Raw genomic sequence first — 15,842 nt, forward strand, 5'->3', positions numbered from 1 at the left:
ACATAAAATCAACAAGTAATCGTATGGTTGTCAGATAAATACCGTCATTGCACTCGCTTTAAATCCTAAGCAATTTTTCAGTTTGAAGCCCAAAAGTTGTAAGCAATAAAATATCATTTTAAATCTGAGGCCAAGTCCTTTCCTATTTTATAAGTTATTGAAAATAATTAATTTTGATTGCGATGTGACTGATCAAGTCGGAAAATAATGTCCTGAGCTCTTGTGAAGGGGCATACAAATCAAATAACGTATAACCCAATAAGGATAAGTAAAGTGTACAAACTTGCTGTAATGCGATTGTACTAAATTAAGAAATAAGGATTAGTATGCACGGATTGCATACCTGAAACATAAAAGGGATATATATCGTTCATGTTTAAGTCATTTTTCCCAAACCCTAGATGGTTCTTCATTTCGGTATTACTTTGGTCAGTGATTAATGTCGTACTGTGGTACACAGGGGGAAATACATGGGGAAGTGCCATAGGTTGGCCGCAAGGTTATGCAACGGCTGAACTGCCTATTGGAGTGAGCCGTTTTTGGTCTCCGTCTTTTCTGTGGTTCTATCTCTGGTTTTTTATAGCGACAACACTCTTTGCCTTATTTTGGCGTTTTGTCTCAGACAATAAATGGCAACGCTGGTCGATTTGGGGCTCCGCATTTATTCTGTTTAACATCTGGTTTGGTGTACAGGTCAGTGTTGCCATCAACGCATGGTATGGACCATTTTGGGATCTCATTCAAAGCATGCTTGGCAAAGGGGGGAGCATTAAAGACCTATATATGGGTACTTTAACTTTCTTGTATATTGCGATGGTTGCGGTCACTTTCGCAGTGATCAATGCCTTTTTCACCAGCCACTATGTATTTCGGTGGCGTACTGCAATGAATGAATACTACACCCAACACTGGGAAAAATTACGTCATATAGAAGGGGCATCACAACGTGTGCAAGAAGACACTATGCGCTTTGCTACTATTTTAGAAGATTTGGGCGTTGAGTTGATCAAGGCTGTGATGGTGTTGGTGGCTTTCTTACCAATTCTATTTGAGCTTTCAAAGCATGTTCCTGAATTGCCTATTGTGGGTGAAGTAAAGCATTCCCTAGTTTGGGCTTCTATTATTTGGGCTATTTTGGGTACGGTCTTGTTAATGGTAGTGGGAAGTAAACTACCAGGTTTAGAGTTTAATAATCAGAAGGTTGAAGCGGCTTACCGTAAAGAGTTGGTGTATGGGGAAGACCATGCAGACCGTGCCCAACCTGCAACATTGGTTGAATTGTTTAGCAGAGTAAGAAAGAATTATTTTAGACTTTATTTTCACTATGCTTATTTTAACTTAGTCGCGACATGGTATCGACAACTGGATATTTTATACAGTTTGGTGGTGTTATTTCCCGCAATTGCAGCAGGGAAAATGACTCTAGGTTTAATCAACCAAATTGGTAATGTGTTTGATAAAGTACGAGAGTCATTTCAATATCTAATTTTGTCATGGAAAACCATTATTGAACTGCTCTCAATTTATAAGCGTCTAAAAGCTTTTGAATCGACTTTGGATGACTAAATATTTTTGATGTATCTCACCTGCCTTTCACGGCAGGTTTTTTATGTGCTCAAGCATCGTTTTGTCTGTAACTTTTGTTGTGCGGTTCAAACTAAATTTATGAAATGTTGTTGAGGTTATCATAAAACAAAGCAGAATGATGTGTGCGTCAAGCTAAAATAAATAATAAAAACAGTTGTTTAAGTTTGTTATTTTATGAGCTTTCCGCTAATGTTTTTATGCGGGTGTTTAAGAGTAAAGTCGTAGTGAATTATAAAATTTTATGTGTATTTGGTGTTTTGGGGAGTGTGTTGCAGGGCTGTACCAGTCTGGGAAATATAGCACAAACAGCTTTTACAAATATTGCATCACCACAAGAACTAATCGTAGAACGAAAAATTAATGATACCGATAAAAACAGCAAAGAATACGTGTATCACACGGTAGGCGTAAAAAATGAAAAAGATATCGAAGCACTATATCCACGGAGCATGTTCAGTCAGTATTGCCAAGCACATGGTGGCCGTTTTAGTCAGACACAAAAAAGTAGTTTTAGCTTAGTGAAAGATCCGTGGGCGAAAAAATTACTTCGCACTTATAATAGTTTAAAACAGGGCACGGGTGCTTTTCGTTGCCAGCTCAATAATGGCGAACAGTGGTTGGTGAGTATTGAGGCCTTGTCTGAACGCAAACTGCCTAATTCAAATGATACTCGTGTAGTGAATCTACAAAGCAAAGTACTGACTGAGTCAGTACCACGAAGTATGACCCCTATTACGCCAAGCAAAAAAACGGTGACGAAGGCACCTGCGATCAAGGCAGAGGTGAAGAAAGAGGAAGAAAGCAAAAAAGAAGTAGAGCCTAAAAAAGAAAATAAAGTGGAAGTACCACCTAAGGCTGTCAAAGCTGTAGAAACACCGCAGCAGCAACAGGCCAAACTGTATGTGGCTGCACGCCGTGATATTAACAGTGGACGCAACCAAGTCGCTGCCTGTAACAGTGCACAACGCGCATATAACTATGGTCGTTTGCCGGGGTCGGATGCCTCAAATGTCTATACCGAATCGGGCATATTAGTTGCACGTTGTTTAACGGGTATTCCAAGCTATAGCAGTCGTTTTTCCAACCCTAAAGGGCAGGCAAAATATGTTTTGCAGAACTTAGCCAAAAACCATAACCATACAGGTGCTAAAAATATGCTCAAGCAAATGAAGTAAGATTTTCGGCTGTTTGCGACCGAACTTCATGTGAGCACCTCAACCTAAGGAATAACATCATGAGTAATGTCCAAACACCAGCCACATATTTTACTGCGCCTTTGCTGGATCAGACCGTGCAAGAAATAGACGTTGATATTTCAGCTCAGCCTTATTTTTACAACAATGGCGGAACACCCGAGTATTTAGCCGAAGTATCAACTGGTATTGAACTGATTCAAGTATCCTCAACTAACGCCCATATGAGTATGGGACATGTTTATAGTGTGCCTGAAGAAATTGCGACGATCCAAACCCATTGGGGAGAGCAGACCCAATTAGCGTTCGCAGGAAACTTTTTTGAGTTTATGCCACTCAAAGCCACGCCTGAAACAGCTGCTGCATTTGGTATGACTTTGGTGAAAGCTGGACAGGCGATAGAGGTGCAGGCCACGCAGAAAAAGTTGTCTCAAATTAAATATCAATATGGCATGTTGGCCGGTCATTTTTTCCCTTATGACCCAACTCAAATCAATCTAGACGCAAAAACCTTATACCCCTTTGTCGTCACAGACTTAGAGCATCATGACTTTCCGCATGTGTTTGCTTCGACCGATCCAAATCAATTGCCGTTGGTGATCTCAGCAGGACGATATTTTCCAAAAAACCAAAAAATTTACTTGGCTGATTTGTGGGTAGAACATGGTGACGCACTTTATATTCCTGAAATGCCGAAGCAAGTCGCTCCTGAATTTATCGATTTACACAATAATCGTAATGCTGCTTTAGCGTGTTGGAAGGGCGAAAGTAGTCAATCTACGATTCAGATGCATACTTTGCTTGACCCCAACGGTTATTTTTATTGGTTTTGGAATGGCTGTCCGACCATACACCCACAGCTCACTGCATTTGAAACTGTTGAGTTAGATAGGGAAATCGCTTGAATTGGGCGATTTAATTTTCTCCAACTACACGGTAATTTTACAGTTCCATAACAGGCTGATTGACGGGCTTTGTGATACAAAGAATGCAATTGTTGATTGGAGTTGAGTTTATGTCACAGCCTGTTTTAAGCGTTTTACGTGGTCGGTCTTCTGTTATTTTTCGTCATGCTTTTTTGGCAGCAGCCTTGTGTGGTTCAGTCCAAGTTGCAACGGCCAGTACCACAGTCGACCAACTGAGTAATTGTTTGGTGAAGTCAACGACAGCAACAGATAAAACCACCGTGTTGCAGTGGACGTTTGCGGCACTGGCTGCACATCCAGATCTGAAGGTATATAGCAATGTCACCGATACACAGCGGACACAGCTAGATAAAAACCTAGCACAGGTTTTACAACGTATTTTGGTAGAGCAATGTTCAGCGCAGACCAAAGCCGTGATTCAAGCCGAAGGCTTACAAGCGGTTGGAGACAGTTTTCAGGAACTTGGACAGATTACGGGTGAGGAAATTTTAAAGAACCCTGAAGTGAAAGGGCAGTTGCAAGGCGTACTGCGTTATGTGGATTTGAATAAATTGGTTACGACTTTTTTAACCCCAGAAATTTGGAATAAGTTGGGTGTAACGAGGTAGTTCGGTCTTTGAAGATTATGAATAGTGAGAGCGATTTATAAACTGAATCGAAAGCATTAATGTTATAAAAAAGCCATTAAAAGAGCTCCTTGAATCGAAGGAGCTTTTTTATTTTTGAATCTAAAGGTTGATAGGCCATCTCATAAAAGATTCATTTGAGGAACAACACAATTAAATCGTCACAGTCGCCCCTAAAGCTTGAATAAACTGTGCCATCCAAGCAGGGTGCGCAGGCCAAGCCGGCGCTGTGATCAAGTGCCCATCAGTTACAGCTTCAGTCACTTCAATGTTTGCATAAGTCCCACCTGCTAGTTTCACCTCGGCTGCGCAGGCAGGATAAGCTGAACAAGTACGACCTTTGAGTACATCGGCTGCCGCAAGAATTTGTGCACCATGACAAACCGCTGCAATTGGTTTTTTCGCAGCATCAAACTCACGTACGATCTCAAGGATACGTTCATTCATACGTAAGTATTCGGGCGCGCGACCACCGGGAATGACTAAGCCGACATAGTCCGCAGTGTGTACCGCTTCAAAGTTGTAGTTGATGGCAAAGTTATGACCGCGTTTTTCACTATAGGTTTGCTCGCCTTCAAAGTCATGAATAGCTGTGGCGATGCTTTCACCTTCATTTTTATCGGGGCAGACCGCGTGTACGGTATAACCAAGACCTGTTAGAAACTGAAAAGGCACCATCGTTTCATAGTCCTCGGCATAGTCACCGACGAGCATTAAAATTTGTTTTGACATTTTTAAACCCTCTTTATTGTTTGTATATATTTATGTTCAATTTTGATCTAAATTAGCACAGTTCAGATGGCATTTTTAAGTCATTCAGTGCTCTTTAGTCGTATAGCTGAGGTCATTTTTATAAAAAAGCCCCAAGTAATTGAGGCGTTATCACTGTCTGTAAAAGCTTGTTAAATCAATCAGTTTATATATTTATTGATATGCAATTTACTATGCTGACATGTTAATAGTTTAATGTGCAGGCTTTGCCCTGATATTCATAACGGTTGACATCATATTTTTGACCATTCCAGCGGTAAACAGCAAAACAAAATCCAGGGCCGCCATTTTCAATATCTGGCCAGCCGTCTTTTCCTTTGGTTTTTAGAAAAGTAGGGATACCCATATTTTCAAAAATGAGTTTCCATGTTCCGTTTTTTTGTTGAGCGACGATGTGATAGCCGACACCTGTATTGCCATAGCACATGGTGCTGTAGTCTGAAATGACCGCGTCTTTTAGCCCGTCACCATTTAAGTCTTTGTATGTGGTGATTTTACCTGTGTCGCAGCTACCTTCCCAGCCATGTTTGGTTTTTGAAAAGCCTGCGGCTTTAAATATTTGGTTAGCTTCTATGGTAGGAACATTGGGTTTGGTTTCTGCAAAGGCAGTGGTGCTGAAGAAGGCAAGGGTAGAAAGTGTGAGAATGGTTATTTTCATTTTTGTCCTTTGATTTCTTAAAGTGGTGAATGTTTTTAAAGTAATAGAATACGTTTAGTGTAGTAATTTGGGGGAATTAAAAACTACTTCATGTAGAAATCCTCTCCCTAGCCCTCTCCTTTATTAAAGGAGAGGGAACTTCGCGTACCAAATTAATCACATGACAAAGTTTCCTTTTTTTAAAGGTGAGAAGCGAAGCTTCGCAAGGAGAGGGATTCAGAAATCAAGCATAAAAAAGGACTTGGATAGTTGGATGCATCCAAAGTCTTCGAGTTTGCTGATTGAGAATATTTTTTAGTGACCATGTTTTCTTCAATGTTATGTCTTCGGAGGTTTTTTAGCTTTATATTTTAAATTTTAGGTAAAACTTAAGCTGTTAATTATTAGGAATAAACCAACCTTTATATAGTATTATTGATTGAAATTTATATAGCTTATTGATGATGAAAGATTTTATAAAAAAACATAATGCACTAGGTTGGGTACTTGGGATTTTAGGTACTTTAATTGTAGGTGGTTTAGGAAGTGGTGTTTGGGAAGTAGTATTGAAACCCATATTTAGCTTTCTTGGAAATGGAATTATTAATTTTTTAGTGCAGACTTCATCAAGTTTTAGTGATGAGATTTATCAAAGTATAGCTTTACGTAGTTTAGATAGATTTCAAGCTAAGACTTATAGTCTCATTGTGATGATGCTTGGCTTAGTAACCATTTTTATGTGCGTAATATTATTTTCGAAAGTAAAGAAGAAACTTGATGACGAGCGAGATGGAGTTGAATGTGAAGAAAAAGAGAAAAACTGGGTCTTAAGAAATCATAAAAACTTCTACATTTTTATGGTGTTTTATTTCTTATTAGGTTGTATTCCTTTCTTTATTTATACTTATGATGGCATTAAAACAAATTTTATTGCCAGAAAAGTAATTACTTTTGAGTATCTTTTAAAAATAAATAGTGATGTTATAAGTGAGTTTGATCTTAAAAAAATTGAATCTCAATTTGCGCAAATAAATAATGTTAATGACTACGAGAAAATCATAAGAAACTTGGAAAATATCGCTCAAAAAAATAATAAACATATAAATAAAAAACCGCTCTAAAGCGGATTTTTTATTCCAAAACTAATCAGACCAATCAATTTCTTCATCAAATCATTCACTTGGGTAGGGGGGAGCTTTACCCTTAGGCGCTTTCATCAAGCAAACTACAAAAGCATCGAACTGTTTTATTTTAACTTTACATACAAGTGCTTATGCCCATTTTCTAGAGTACGTTCATCACATTCGAAAATTTGCGGAAAGCCTTTAATTAAATCATTAAGGCGTTTAAATCCATAAGTTCTTGGATCAAAATCAGTTTTCATTAATTTTAGTTGAGAGCCTAAAGATGCAACAGTAATCCATTCAGCATCTTGATTATCAAAAACTTGCTGTATAGTGGATAAGGGGAGTTCAGTATTAGAATTGGAGGTTGTTATAGTTTTTGATTCTATTTTAGTAGTTTCTTTAGTTACTGTTTGGGTGTTTTTCTGTTGTTTAATTGGTTGAGGTATTGTTGCAACTTCTTCATCACTTAAGTTTTCCACATAAGTAAAATGTGAGCAAGCATTTTTAAAGGCATCAGGAGTTTGCATTTTTCCAAAACCGTAAACGGTTGCTCCTTGTTCTTTAATACGAATAGCTAAGGCAGTAAAATCGCTATCACTAGAAACTAGAGCAAAGCCATCAAAACGATTAGTATAGAGTAAATCCATCGCATCAATAATCATAAAGCCGTCAGTGGCATTTTTTCCTGTGGTATAAGCAAATTGTTGCATGGGTTTAATCGCTAAATCATTTATAGCTTGTTTCCAGCTACCATTTTGGCTAACAAAGTTCCCATAAATACGCCTTACTGTTGTTTCTCCGTATTTGGTAAGTTCATCTAAAATATTTTTTATATCCTTGGCTGATGCGTTATCTGCATCAATGAGTACTGCTAGTTTCGCTGTTTTTTCTTCAGAAATATTAAAAATAGTTTTTGATGCCATAACCTACTCGTAAAAAACCCCACATTTGTGAGGTTTTTATAACATGAAATCAACTAATTAGCGAATAAATCAACCAATCAATTTCTTCATCAATTCATTTACTTGCGCAGGGTTAGCTTTACCCTTAGACGCTTTCATTACTTGACCCACTAGACCATTGAAAGCTTTCTCTTTACCAGATTTAAACTCTTCAACCATCTTCTCATTGGCAGCAAGCACGTCTTTGATAATCGCTTCAATCGCACCCGTATCAGTTTCCTGCTTCAAACCTTTTTCCGCAATAATTTCGTCCGCAGTTTTGCCTTCATCCCACATAAAGCCGAATACTTGCTTCGCAATCTTGCCGCTAATGGTGTTATCCACGATACGTGCAACCATGCCACCCAGTTTTTCAGCCGAAACAGGAGAGTCTGCGAGTTCCAAGCCTGCTTTATTTAAAGCACCTGAGAATTCGCCCATCACCCAGTTTGCAGACACTTTACCTTGTGCAGCGCCGCCAGCAGCAGCCACAACCACTTCATAAAAGTCTGACATTTCACGGGTCAGTGTCAAGACATGCGCATCGTACTCAGTGACACCAAAGTCCGCTACGAAACGCTCACGACGTGCCGCAGGAAGCTCAGGCAACGCAGCACGAGCAGTTTCAATTTGCGCATCTGAAATAATCACAGGCAGCAAGTCAGGGTCTGGGAAGTAGCGATAGTCGTTCGCTTCTTCTTTCGAACGCATCGAACGTGTTTCCATCTTCACAGGGTCGAATAGACGCGTTTCTTGGTCAATCGTGCCATCCCATTCCAAAATTTCCATTTGGCGTTCAATTTCAACATTGATCGCTTGTTCAATGAAACGGAATGAGTTGAGGTTTTTCAACTCGCAACGTGTACCAAACGGTTGACCCGGACGACGTAACGACACGTTACAGTCAGCACGGAACGAACCTTCTGCCATGTTACCGTCAGAAATACCCAACCAACGCACTAAAGTGTGAATCGACTTGATATAAGCCACGGCTTCTTCAACCGAACGCATATCGGGTTCAGACACGATTTCAAGTAAAGGTGTACCTGCACGGTTGAGGTCGATGCCTGACATCCCTTCAAACTGGTCATGGATAGATTTACCTGCATCTTCCTCAAGGTGGGCACGCGTTACGCCAATGCGCTTCACCGTACCATCTTCAAGTTGAATGTCGATATGACCCAAGCCCACAATCGGGTTGTCCATCTGGCTAATTTGGTAGCCTTTTGGAGAGTCAGGGTAGAAGTAGTTTTTACGTGCAAAGACAGATGCTTGGTCAATATAAGCATCAATACCCAAACCAAAGCGAATGGCTAAATCGACCACTTCTTTGTTCAATACAGGCAGTACACCCGGCATTGCCAAGTCAACGAGGCTGGCTTGTGTGTTTGGGTCTTGACCAAATTCAGTCGAAGAACCTGAGAAGATTTTAGATTGGGTCGCAAGCTGAGTGTGAATCTCGATCCCGATCACGACTTCCCAACCATCAATCAATAATGATTTTGGTTTCTTTTGAGCTTGAGCCATTATGCATTCTCCTCAGCAATTGCCGCACGTTTCGTATGCCAATCCGTTGCTTGTTGGTACTGATGTACCACAGACAACAGTTGAGATTCTGACCAATAGTTACCAATCAGCTGTAAGCCTACAGGTAAGTTGTCTTTGTCAAAACCAACAGGTGCGTTAATCGCAGGAAGACCCGCAAGGTTAACCGCGATGGTGTAAATGTCACCTAAGTACATTTCAACTGGAGACAAGTTCGCGCCAATTTTATAAGCCGTGGTTGGTGCAGCAGGTGCAGCAATCACATCAACCGATTCAAATGCTTTTAAGAAGTCTTGTTGAATTAGACGACGGACTTTTTGTGCTTTCACGTAGTAAGCATCGTAGTAACCCGCAGACAACGCATATGTACCAATCAAGATACGACGTTGTACTTCTGCACCAAAACCTTCAGAACGTGAACGTTTGTATAAGTCCATCAGGTCAACAGGGTTCTCTGCACGGTAGCCATAACGTACGCCATCGTAACGAGACAAGTTTGATGATGCTTCAGCAGGCGCAATCAAGTAATAGGTCGGAACATAAGCTTCAGTCATGTTGAGATCAATCTCAACCAAGGTCGCGCCCATGTCTTCTAACTTTTTCAATGATTCTTCAACGCGTGCTTTTACGTCTGCGTCTAAACCAGCAACATTGAAGTATTGCTTTGGAATACCAATACGTAGACCTTGAATCGCTGTGCCGTTTAGGTTTGCCACATAGTCATCAACGTCTTTTTCAACCGATGTTGAGTCTTTCGCGTCATGACCTGCCATGACATTCATGAGGTAGGCACAGTCTTCAGCCGAACGCGCCATTGGCCCGCCCTGATCCAGTGATGATGCATAGGCAATCATCCCGAAGCGAGAGACACGGCCATAACTTGGCTTAAGGCCCGTTAAGCCACAGAACGATGCCGGTTGGCGAATTGAACCACCCGTGTCCGTACCTGTGGCAAATGGAGCAAGGTCTGCTGCAACCGCTGCCGCAGAACCGCCTGAAGAACCACCTGGCACATGACCTAAGTTCCAAGGGTTTGCTGTAGCGCCGTAGAATGAGTTCTCAGAGGTTGAACCCATTGCAAATTCGTCCATGTTCACTTTACCCAAAGTGACCAGACCAGCGGCTTTGCCTTTCGCTACAACGGTGGCGTCGTAAGGAGAGATAAAGTTATCCAACATTTTTGAGCCCGCAGTAGTTTTAATGCCTTGGGTACAAAAAATGTCTTTGTGTGCAATTGGCACGCCTGTCAATGCGGTTGCTGTGCCAGCTTTAATTGCAGCATCGGCAGCATCGGCTTGTGCAAGCGCTTGTTCTGCCGTCACGGTTACATAAGATTTAACTTGTGTATCCAGTTTTGCAATGCGCTTTAAATAATGTTCGGTCAGTTCGCGAGATGAAAATTTAGCCCCAGCTAAACCCTCAGAGAGTTCACGAATCGATAAGCGATGTAAATCTGTCATGAGAAATGTCTTTACGTTAATTTTTACAAAATAATGGTTTAACTGAATAGAAATTATTCAATCACGCGAGGAACAAGGTACAAACCGTCTTGCACTTGCGGTGCAATGGCTTGATATTCATCACGATGATTGGTTTCTGAAACCACATCTTCACGTAAGGGTTGTGGGTGATCAAATGGGCTTTTAAGCGGCTCAACACCATCGGTGTCGATGCCTTTTAAGGTTTCCATCATGCCTAAAATTTTATTTAGACTTTGAGCATATTCAGCAGATTGCGTATCATCTAGCGACAATCGAGCAAGATTGGCGATTGCTGAAACTGTTTGTGCATTTAAATCTGCAGAATGCTGTGCATCCGATGTAGACATAACATCACCTGAGTCAGTATTAAAAAATTTCAAAATATCGTGCGTTATAATAAGCGATTGACTTGTTCAAATCATCACATTTAGTTAAAGTTGCCACCTTGCGTCCACATAAAGTTTAATCGAGAACGTCTCCGTGATTCTAAAAAGACTAATTGGCTTGTTTTCGCCCGATCTAGCCATTGATTTAGGTACAGCAAATACACTTATTTATGCACCAGGACGAGGCATTATATTAAATGAACCGACAGTTGTGGCAATTCGTCACAGTGGTTCACAAAAAATCGTTGCCGCGGTAGGTCTTGATGCAAAGCAAATGCTGGGCCGTACACCTGCAAATATCTCTGCCATTCGTCCTATGAAGGATGGTGTGATTGCCGATTTTGAAGTGACTGAAACCATGCTGAACCAATTTATTGGTAAAGTACATGAAAAACGTCTGTTCCCACCTGCACCGCGTGTTGTGGTGTGTGTGCCTTGTAAATCAACTTTGGTTGAGCGTCGTGCTATTCGTGAAGCTGTATTTAATGCAGGCGCGCGTGATGTTCGTTTGATTGAAGAACCAATGGCTGCTGCAATTGGTGCGGGTATGCCAGTTGAACAAGCATGCGGATCAATGGTGGTCGATGTTGGTGGTGGTACAACTGAAATTGCGATTATTTCGCTTCAAGGTTGTGTCTATGCTGACTCACTACGTATTGGTGGTGATGTATTTGATGAACAAATCATTAACTACGTACGTAAAGCACATGGTTGCGTGATTGGTGAAACCACCGCTGAAATTATCAAGAAAGAAGTGGGTATGGCTTTACCAGAACCTGATTCTAAAACACTTGAAATTGAAGTTCGCGGCCGTAACCTTGCTGAAGGTGTGCCACGTGCGATCACTGTGACTTCGGACGAAATTACTCAAGCGATTTCTGATCCATTACAAAGTATTGTTTCAGCTGTGAAATCTGCACTTGAGCAAACGCCTCCTGAGCTGTCTTCAGACATCGCTGAGCGCGGTATAGTGTTGACAGGTGGTGGTGCATTACTACGTAACCTCGATAAACTTCTTGCGCAAGAAACAGGCTTACCTGTGGTGGTTGCAGAAGATCCTCTAACTTGTGTCACTCGTGGTGGTGGTAAAGTTTTAGAATTCTTCGATAATCCAAATCACGACATGTTATTTGTAGGCTAATAAAGGAATCGGCGGGTGCAAACAAATCTGTTTTCCAGACAACCGCCATCTTTTCGCTCATTTATCATTGCAGTGATCACATGCTTGGTCGTGCTGTTTTTTAACTGGCGCATGCCGCATGTGATTCAACCTGCAAGAGATGTCTTGTACGCCGCTTATAATCCAATTTATGCCGTAGCAAGTTATCCCGTGTTATCGCGAGAGTGGCTGAATCAACAAACCAAGTCTGAAGCTCAATTGCGCCGTGAAAATACCGCGATGCAAGCCGAGTTATTGCAGGCGCAGGTGCGTTTACAAAAATTATCTGAATTATCTGCGGAAAATACGCGTTTACGCGGTCTGTTAGATACCCCGTTGATCATTGATGGTCGTATGGAGATTGCAGAAGTCATTGGGACAGATGCCGATCCATTGCGCCATATTATTGTGGTAAACCGTGGTGCCAACAGTCAGTTAAAAGTCGGGCAAACTGTGCTCGATGACAAAGGTATTATGGGACAGATTATTAATGTCTATCCGCATAGTAGTCGTGTCATGTTGCTTTCAGATAAAGAACATTCTCTTTCGGTTCGCTTAGAGCGATCTGGAATGCGTGCCATTGTTTCAGGGACTGGAGATTTGGGTCATTTGAAAATGGAATACGTGCCGACCAGTGCCGAAATCAAAGTGGGTGAAAAAGTGTATAGCTCTGGTTTAGGTGAGCATTTTCCAGCAGGTTATCTGGTGGGCACCATTTCAAAAATCAGTCGTCATAATTCAGGCGAGTTTGCTCAAATTGATGTTGTTCCTGCTGCACAGTTAGCGGGTGGGCATCATGTCGTTGTGTTATTTTCCGATTCTTTAGCGATGGAGCAACCACATGCCGATCGCTAAACTTCGTGCTGCCAAACAGCGTGACCCCTTATTTCCGATCATTTTTTCAGTGATCATTGCTTCAGTGTTGATGGTTTATCCCTTGTCTTATGCGCTCTCTGGATGGCGTCCACTGTTTATGATGATGGTGATGCTGTTTTGGGTGCTGTGCCAGCCGACATGGAGCGGGATTTGGTTTGCCTTTGCAGTCGGGATTTTCACCGATTTACTGCTCGATGCACCTTTGGGTTTAAACGCACTCAGTTTTGTTCTGATTACTTTTGTGTCCCGTTTTTTAACGCGTGAACGTCGGATTATGACCTTTGCCAATATTTGGGTCATCGCGACCTTGGCTGTGGTCGCGCATCTGTTTATTACGTGGATCGCGCAAATTATGATTGGGGCACAGTTTTCCCTTGCACGTCATTGGCAACCGCTGTTGAGTAGTGTGCTGACTTTCCCGATGGTCTATTTCATCTTGAAGAAATGGCGCGTTTAATTTTAGCGTCCAGTTCGCCCCGTCGCCGCGAGCTGCTTGAGCAGCTCGGTCTAGTCTTTGATATCTATAGTCCAGATATTGATGAGTCTGTACAAGCAGGCGAGTCGGTAGCCGATTATGTAGAGCGGCTGGCATGTGCCAAAGCTGAGGCAGTACAGCTTCAATATCCTGATGCAATTGTGATTGCTGCGGATACCAGTTTAGGGGTCGACCAAGAGATTTTAGGCAAACCTGAATCTAAGCAGCATGCGTTTGAAATGTGGGAAAAAATTTCCGGGCGTAAGCATGATGTATATACTGCGGTTTGTGTCCGTACAAATAAGAAAATTTCAAGTATAGTAGTTCGTACTGAAGTCGAATTTCAGCATTTAAGCCCGAATGATATGGAAGCATATTGGGCTACATCTGAACCCATTGGCAAGGCGGGAGCCTATGCCATACAAGGCATTGCAGCACGTTATATTCCACGTATAGAGGGAAGCTATAGCAATGTCGTGGGGCTACCGTTGCATGAAACGGTACAGTTATTACAGGCAGTTAAGGCACTAAATTAACTGTCTCAAAAGATTTTTTATAATGTTTTGAGTTTGTTATGTCTGACGAGTTATTAATTAACGTCACGCCTATGGAATGTCGCGTCGCGTTAATTGAAAACGGCACGGTCAATGAATTATTTATTGAGCGTACGGTGAAACGTGGTTTAGTAGGCAATATTTATAAAGGTAAAGTGGTGCGTGTTCTTCCGGGAATGCAGGCTGCTTTTGTCGATATTGGACTGTCACGAACTGCTTTTTTACATATTAATGATATGGTTTGGTCACGTAATCAACCCACCCCGAATGTTTTTGAGCTCTTACAGCCGGGACAAATTCTTACCGTTCAAGTCATGAAAGATATGCTGGGAACCAAAGGGGCTCGGCTTTCAACCGACCTTTCCATTCCTTCGCGCTATTTAGTGATGATGCCTTATGGCAATCATACGGGTGTGTCTCAACGTATTGAGTCTGAAGCTGAACGTGATCGTTTACGTTCGATGATTGAGCGTATTCAAGCAGAACATAAACTTCCGGGTTCAGTGATTGTTCGTACCGCCGCTGATGGGATTGCGGAAGCTGCTATTGCACAAGATATGGCTTATTTGGCAAAACTTTGGGAATTTATTCAGCGCAAACAGATCAGTATTGCAGTGCCATCGTTAATTTTTGAAGAACTGCCTTTACCCCAACGTATTATTCGCGATCTTGCGAGTGAAAAGACCGCTAAAATTTCAGTCGACTCGCGTGAAATACATGGCAAGCTCCAAGAGTTCGTAGAAGAATTTGTCCCAAATATTAAAGAACGTCTCATTCACTATCCGGGTGAGCGCCCAATTTTTGACTTGTATAATGTCGAAGAAGATATTCAAAGAGCGCTGCAGACACGCGTTGCGTTGAAGTCTGGCGGTTATTTGATGATAGACCAGACTGAAGCTATGACCACTATTGATGTCAATACAGGGTCATATGTGGGTGGCCGCTCTTTAGAAGACACTGTGTTTAAAACCAATATGGAAGCGACACAGGTCATTGCGCGCCAGCTGAGACTACGCAATTTAGGCGGTATTATTATTATCGACTTTATTGACATGCAAGAGCAGGAGCATCGAACTGAGGTCATGACTCAGTTTGAACGGATGCTTGAGCAAGACCATGCGAAAACCAAAATTACGCAGGTTTCTGAGCTTGGTTTGGTCGAAATGACACGTAAAAGAACGCGTGAATCATTAGAGCACTTATTATGTGAATCTTGCCCGACCTGTCAGGGACGAGGTTATGTGAAAACAGCTGAGTCTGTATGTTACGAAATCTTTCGAGAAATCATGAGATATACACGTGCGTATCAATCTCAGACTGGCTTTACTGTCGTTGCACATCCATCCGTGATTGACCGCTTGTTAACTGCAGAAGCCCCAGCAGTCGCGGATTTAGAGCATTTCATTGGTCGTGTGATTAAATTTCAGGTGGAAAATTTATATACGCAAGAGCAATACGATATCATTCTGAGCTGAAATTGTAACAATATATGGTTAAATAGTTGTTACAACTGAAATTTTACTTTCGATCTTAGATTTTTAATACTAGAAACACGGAA

The 15,842-nt window shown here is 41.6% G+C and carries 16 protein-coding genes; 10 read left to right on the plus strand and 6 right to left on the minus strand.

Annotated elements, in window-relative coordinates; all coding sequences use genetic code 11:
- Window positions 1-372: 372 nt before the first annotated feature.
- From sbmA to PTT44_RS11120, 4 genes are all read left to right on the plus strand, one after another.
- Window positions 373-1,566, plus strand: coding sequence for a peptide antibiotic transporter SbmA (gene sbmA / locus PTT44_RS11105; RefSeq protein ID WP_168158423.1), 1,194 nt, complete (start codon window positions 373-375; stop codon window positions 1,564-1,566).
- Window positions 1,567-1,709: 143 nt separating this feature from the next.
- Entirely contained in the window at window positions 1,710-2,762 is a 1,053-nt protein-coding gene (locus PTT44_RS11110; RefSeq protein ID WP_168158422.1) for a hypothetical protein, read from the plus strand.
- A gap of 59 nt (window positions 2,763-2,821) precedes the next feature.
- Window positions 2,822-3,685 carry a hypothetical protein gene (locus PTT44_RS11115; RefSeq protein ID WP_168158421.1) on the plus strand — a complete coding sequence of 288 codons (864 nt, stop codon included), beginning with the start codon at window positions 2,822-2,824 and terminating at the stop codon, window positions 3,683-3,685.
- Between the two features lie 110 nt (window positions 3,686-3,795).
- Complete coding sequence (locus PTT44_RS11120; protein ID WP_168158420.1) at window positions 3,796-4,314, plus strand: hypothetical protein; 519 nt, start codon at window positions 3,796-3,798, stop codon at window positions 4,312-4,314.
- 171 nt (window positions 4,315-4,485) lie between these two features.
- On the opposite strand, the gene PTT44_RS11125 is transcribed toward PTT44_RS11120, so the two are convergent.
- Window positions 4,486-5,064: a DJ-1/PfpI family protein gene (locus PTT44_RS11125; protein WP_168158419.1), complete on the minus strand. Its 579-nt coding sequence runs from the start codon at window positions 5,062-5,064 to the stop codon at window positions 4,486-4,488.
- Window positions 5,065-5,287: 223 nt separating this feature from the next.
- Window positions 5,288-5,761 carry a hypothetical protein gene (locus tag PTT44_RS11130; RefSeq protein WP_168158418.1) on the minus strand — a complete coding sequence of 158 codons (474 nt, stop codon included), beginning with the start codon at window positions 5,759-5,761 and terminating at the stop codon, window positions 5,288-5,290.
- Window positions 5,762-6,201: 440 nt separating this feature from the next.
- Here PTT44_RS11130 and PTT44_RS11135 point away from each other — a divergent pair, with 440 nt between their 5' ends.
- The gene (locus PTT44_RS11135) at window positions 6,202-6,861 is read left to right on the plus strand and encodes a hypothetical protein (RefSeq protein WP_058952200.1); all 660 of its coding nucleotides are present in this window, start codon (window positions 6,202-6,204) and stop codon (window positions 6,859-6,861) included.
- 125 nt (window positions 6,862-6,986) lie between these two features.
- Here PTT44_RS11135 and PTT44_RS11140 read toward each other — a convergent pair whose 3' ends face one another.
- The 4 genes from PTT44_RS11140 to gatC all read right to left on the minus strand — a co-directional run bounded on the left by PTT44_RS11140 (window position 6,987) and on the right by gatC (window position 11,181).
- Complete coding sequence (locus tag PTT44_RS11140) at window positions 6,987-7,790, minus strand: NYN domain-containing protein (protein ID WP_058952199.1); 804 nt, start codon at window positions 7,788-7,790, stop codon at window positions 6,987-6,989.
- 69 nt (window positions 7,791-7,859) lie between these two features.
- On the minus strand, window positions 7,860-9,335 hold the full coding sequence (gene gatB / locus PTT44_RS11145) for an Asp-tRNA(Asn)/Glu-tRNA(Gln) amidotransferase subunit GatB (RefSeq protein ID WP_168158417.1): 1,476 nt from the start codon (window positions 9,333-9,335) through the stop codon (window positions 7,860-7,862).
- A complete protein-coding gene (gene gatA / locus PTT44_RS11150) occupies window positions 9,335-10,813 on the minus strand; it encodes an Asp-tRNA(Asn)/Glu-tRNA(Gln) amidotransferase subunit GatA (protein ID WP_168158416.1) in 1,479 nt (492 codons plus the stop codon). Before gatA ends, gatB begins: the two co-directional genes overlap by 1 nt.
- Before the next feature lie 53 nt (window positions 10,814-10,866).
- Window positions 10,867-11,181, minus strand: coding sequence for an Asp-tRNA(Asn)/Glu-tRNA(Gln) amidotransferase subunit GatC (gatC, locus tag PTT44_RS11155; RefSeq protein WP_004694671.1), 315 nt, complete (start codon window positions 11,179-11,181; stop codon window positions 10,867-10,869).
- A 133-nt stretch (window positions 11,182-11,314) separates the two neighbouring features.
- Here gatC and PTT44_RS11160 point away from each other — a divergent pair, with 133 nt between their 5' ends.
- The 5 genes from PTT44_RS11160 to rng are packed head-to-tail and all read left to right on the plus strand — an operon-like array spanning window position 11,315 to window position 15,759.
- A complete protein-coding gene (locus PTT44_RS11160; RefSeq protein WP_087527717.1) occupies window positions 11,315-12,361 on the plus strand; it encodes a rod shape-determining protein in 1,047 nt (348 codons plus the stop codon).
- Between the two features lie 15 nt (window positions 12,362-12,376).
- Window positions 12,377-13,234 (plus strand): rod shape-determining protein MreC, encoded by an 858-nt coding sequence (gene mreC, locus PTT44_RS11165; RefSeq protein ID WP_004694667.1) that lies wholly within the window; start codon window positions 12,377-12,379, stop codon window positions 13,232-13,234.
- A complete protein-coding gene (mreD, locus tag PTT44_RS11170; protein WP_004694666.1) occupies window positions 13,221-13,712 on the plus strand; it encodes a rod shape-determining protein MreD in 492 nt (163 codons plus the stop codon). Before mreC ends, mreD begins: the two co-directional genes overlap by 14 nt.
- On the plus strand, window positions 13,700-14,266 hold the full coding sequence (locus PTT44_RS11175) for a Maf family nucleotide pyrophosphatase (protein WP_168158415.1): 567 nt from the start codon (window positions 13,700-13,702) through the stop codon (window positions 14,264-14,266). The genes mreD and PTT44_RS11175 overlap by 13 nt, the downstream gene beginning before the upstream one ends.
- Window positions 14,267-14,304: 38 nt before the next feature.
- Window positions 14,305-15,759 (plus strand): ribonuclease G, encoded by a 1,455-nt coding sequence (gene rng / locus PTT44_RS11180; RefSeq protein ID WP_004981336.1) that lies wholly within the window; start codon window positions 14,305-14,307, stop codon window positions 15,757-15,759.
- Window positions 15,760-15,842: the final 83 nt, after the last annotated feature.

This window comes from Acinetobacter sp. Gutcm_16 (assembly GCF_028649355.1).
GTDB classification, from domain to species: Bacteria; Pseudomonadota; Gammaproteobacteria; order Pseudomonadales; family Moraxellaceae; genus Acinetobacter; species Acinetobacter johnsonii.

Excerpts from the sequence above, each read along its gene's own strand:
- PTT44_RS11125 (WP_168158419.1), bottom strand. The coding sequence starts at position 5,064 with ATGTCAAAACAAATTTTAATGCTCGTCGGTGACTATGCCGAGGACTAT.
- gatA (WP_168158416.1), bottom strand. The coding sequence starts at position 10,813 with ATGACAGATTTACATCGCTTATCGATTCGTGAACTCTCTGAGGGTTTA.
- rng (WP_004981336.1), top strand. The coding sequence starts at position 14,305 with ATGTCTGACGAGTTATTAATTAACGTCACGCCTATGGAATGTCGCGTC.
- PTT44_RS11115 (WP_168158421.1), top strand. The coding sequence starts at position 2,822 with ATGAGTAATGTCCAAACACCAGCCACATATTTTACTGCGCCTTTGCTG.
- sbmA (WP_168158423.1), top strand. The coding sequence starts at position 373 with ATGTTTAAGTCATTTTTCCCAAACCCTAGATGGTTCTTCATTTCGGTA.
- PTT44_RS11175 (WP_168158415.1), top strand. The coding sequence starts at position 13,700 with ATGGCGCGTTTAATTTTAGCGTCCAGTTCGCCCCGTCGCCGCGAGCTG.
- PTT44_RS11135 (WP_058952200.1), top strand. The coding sequence starts at position 6,202 with ATGATGAAAGATTTTATAAAAAAACATAATGCACTAGGTTGGGTACTT.
- PTT44_RS11140 (WP_058952199.1), bottom strand. The coding sequence starts at position 7,790 with ATGGCATCAAAAACTATTTTTAATATTTCTGAAGAAAAAACAGCGAAA.
- PTT44_RS11130 (WP_168158418.1), bottom strand. The coding sequence starts at position 5,761 with ATGAAAATAACCATTCTCACACTTTCTACCCTTGCCTTCTTCAGCACC.
- mreD (WP_004694666.1), top strand. The coding sequence starts at position 13,221 with ATGCCGATCGCTAAACTTCGTGCTGCCAAACAGCGTGACCCCTTATTT.
- PTT44_RS11120 (WP_168158420.1), top strand. The coding sequence starts at position 3,796 with ATGTCACAGCCTGTTTTAAGCGTTTTACGTGGTCGGTCTTCTGTTATT.
- gatB (WP_168158417.1), bottom strand. The coding sequence starts at position 9,335 with ATGGCTCAAGCTCAAAAGAAACCAAAATCATTATTGATTGATGGTTGG.
- gatC (WP_004694671.1), bottom strand. The coding sequence starts at position 11,181 with ATGTCTACATCGGATGCACAGCATTCTGCAGATTTAAATGCACAAACA.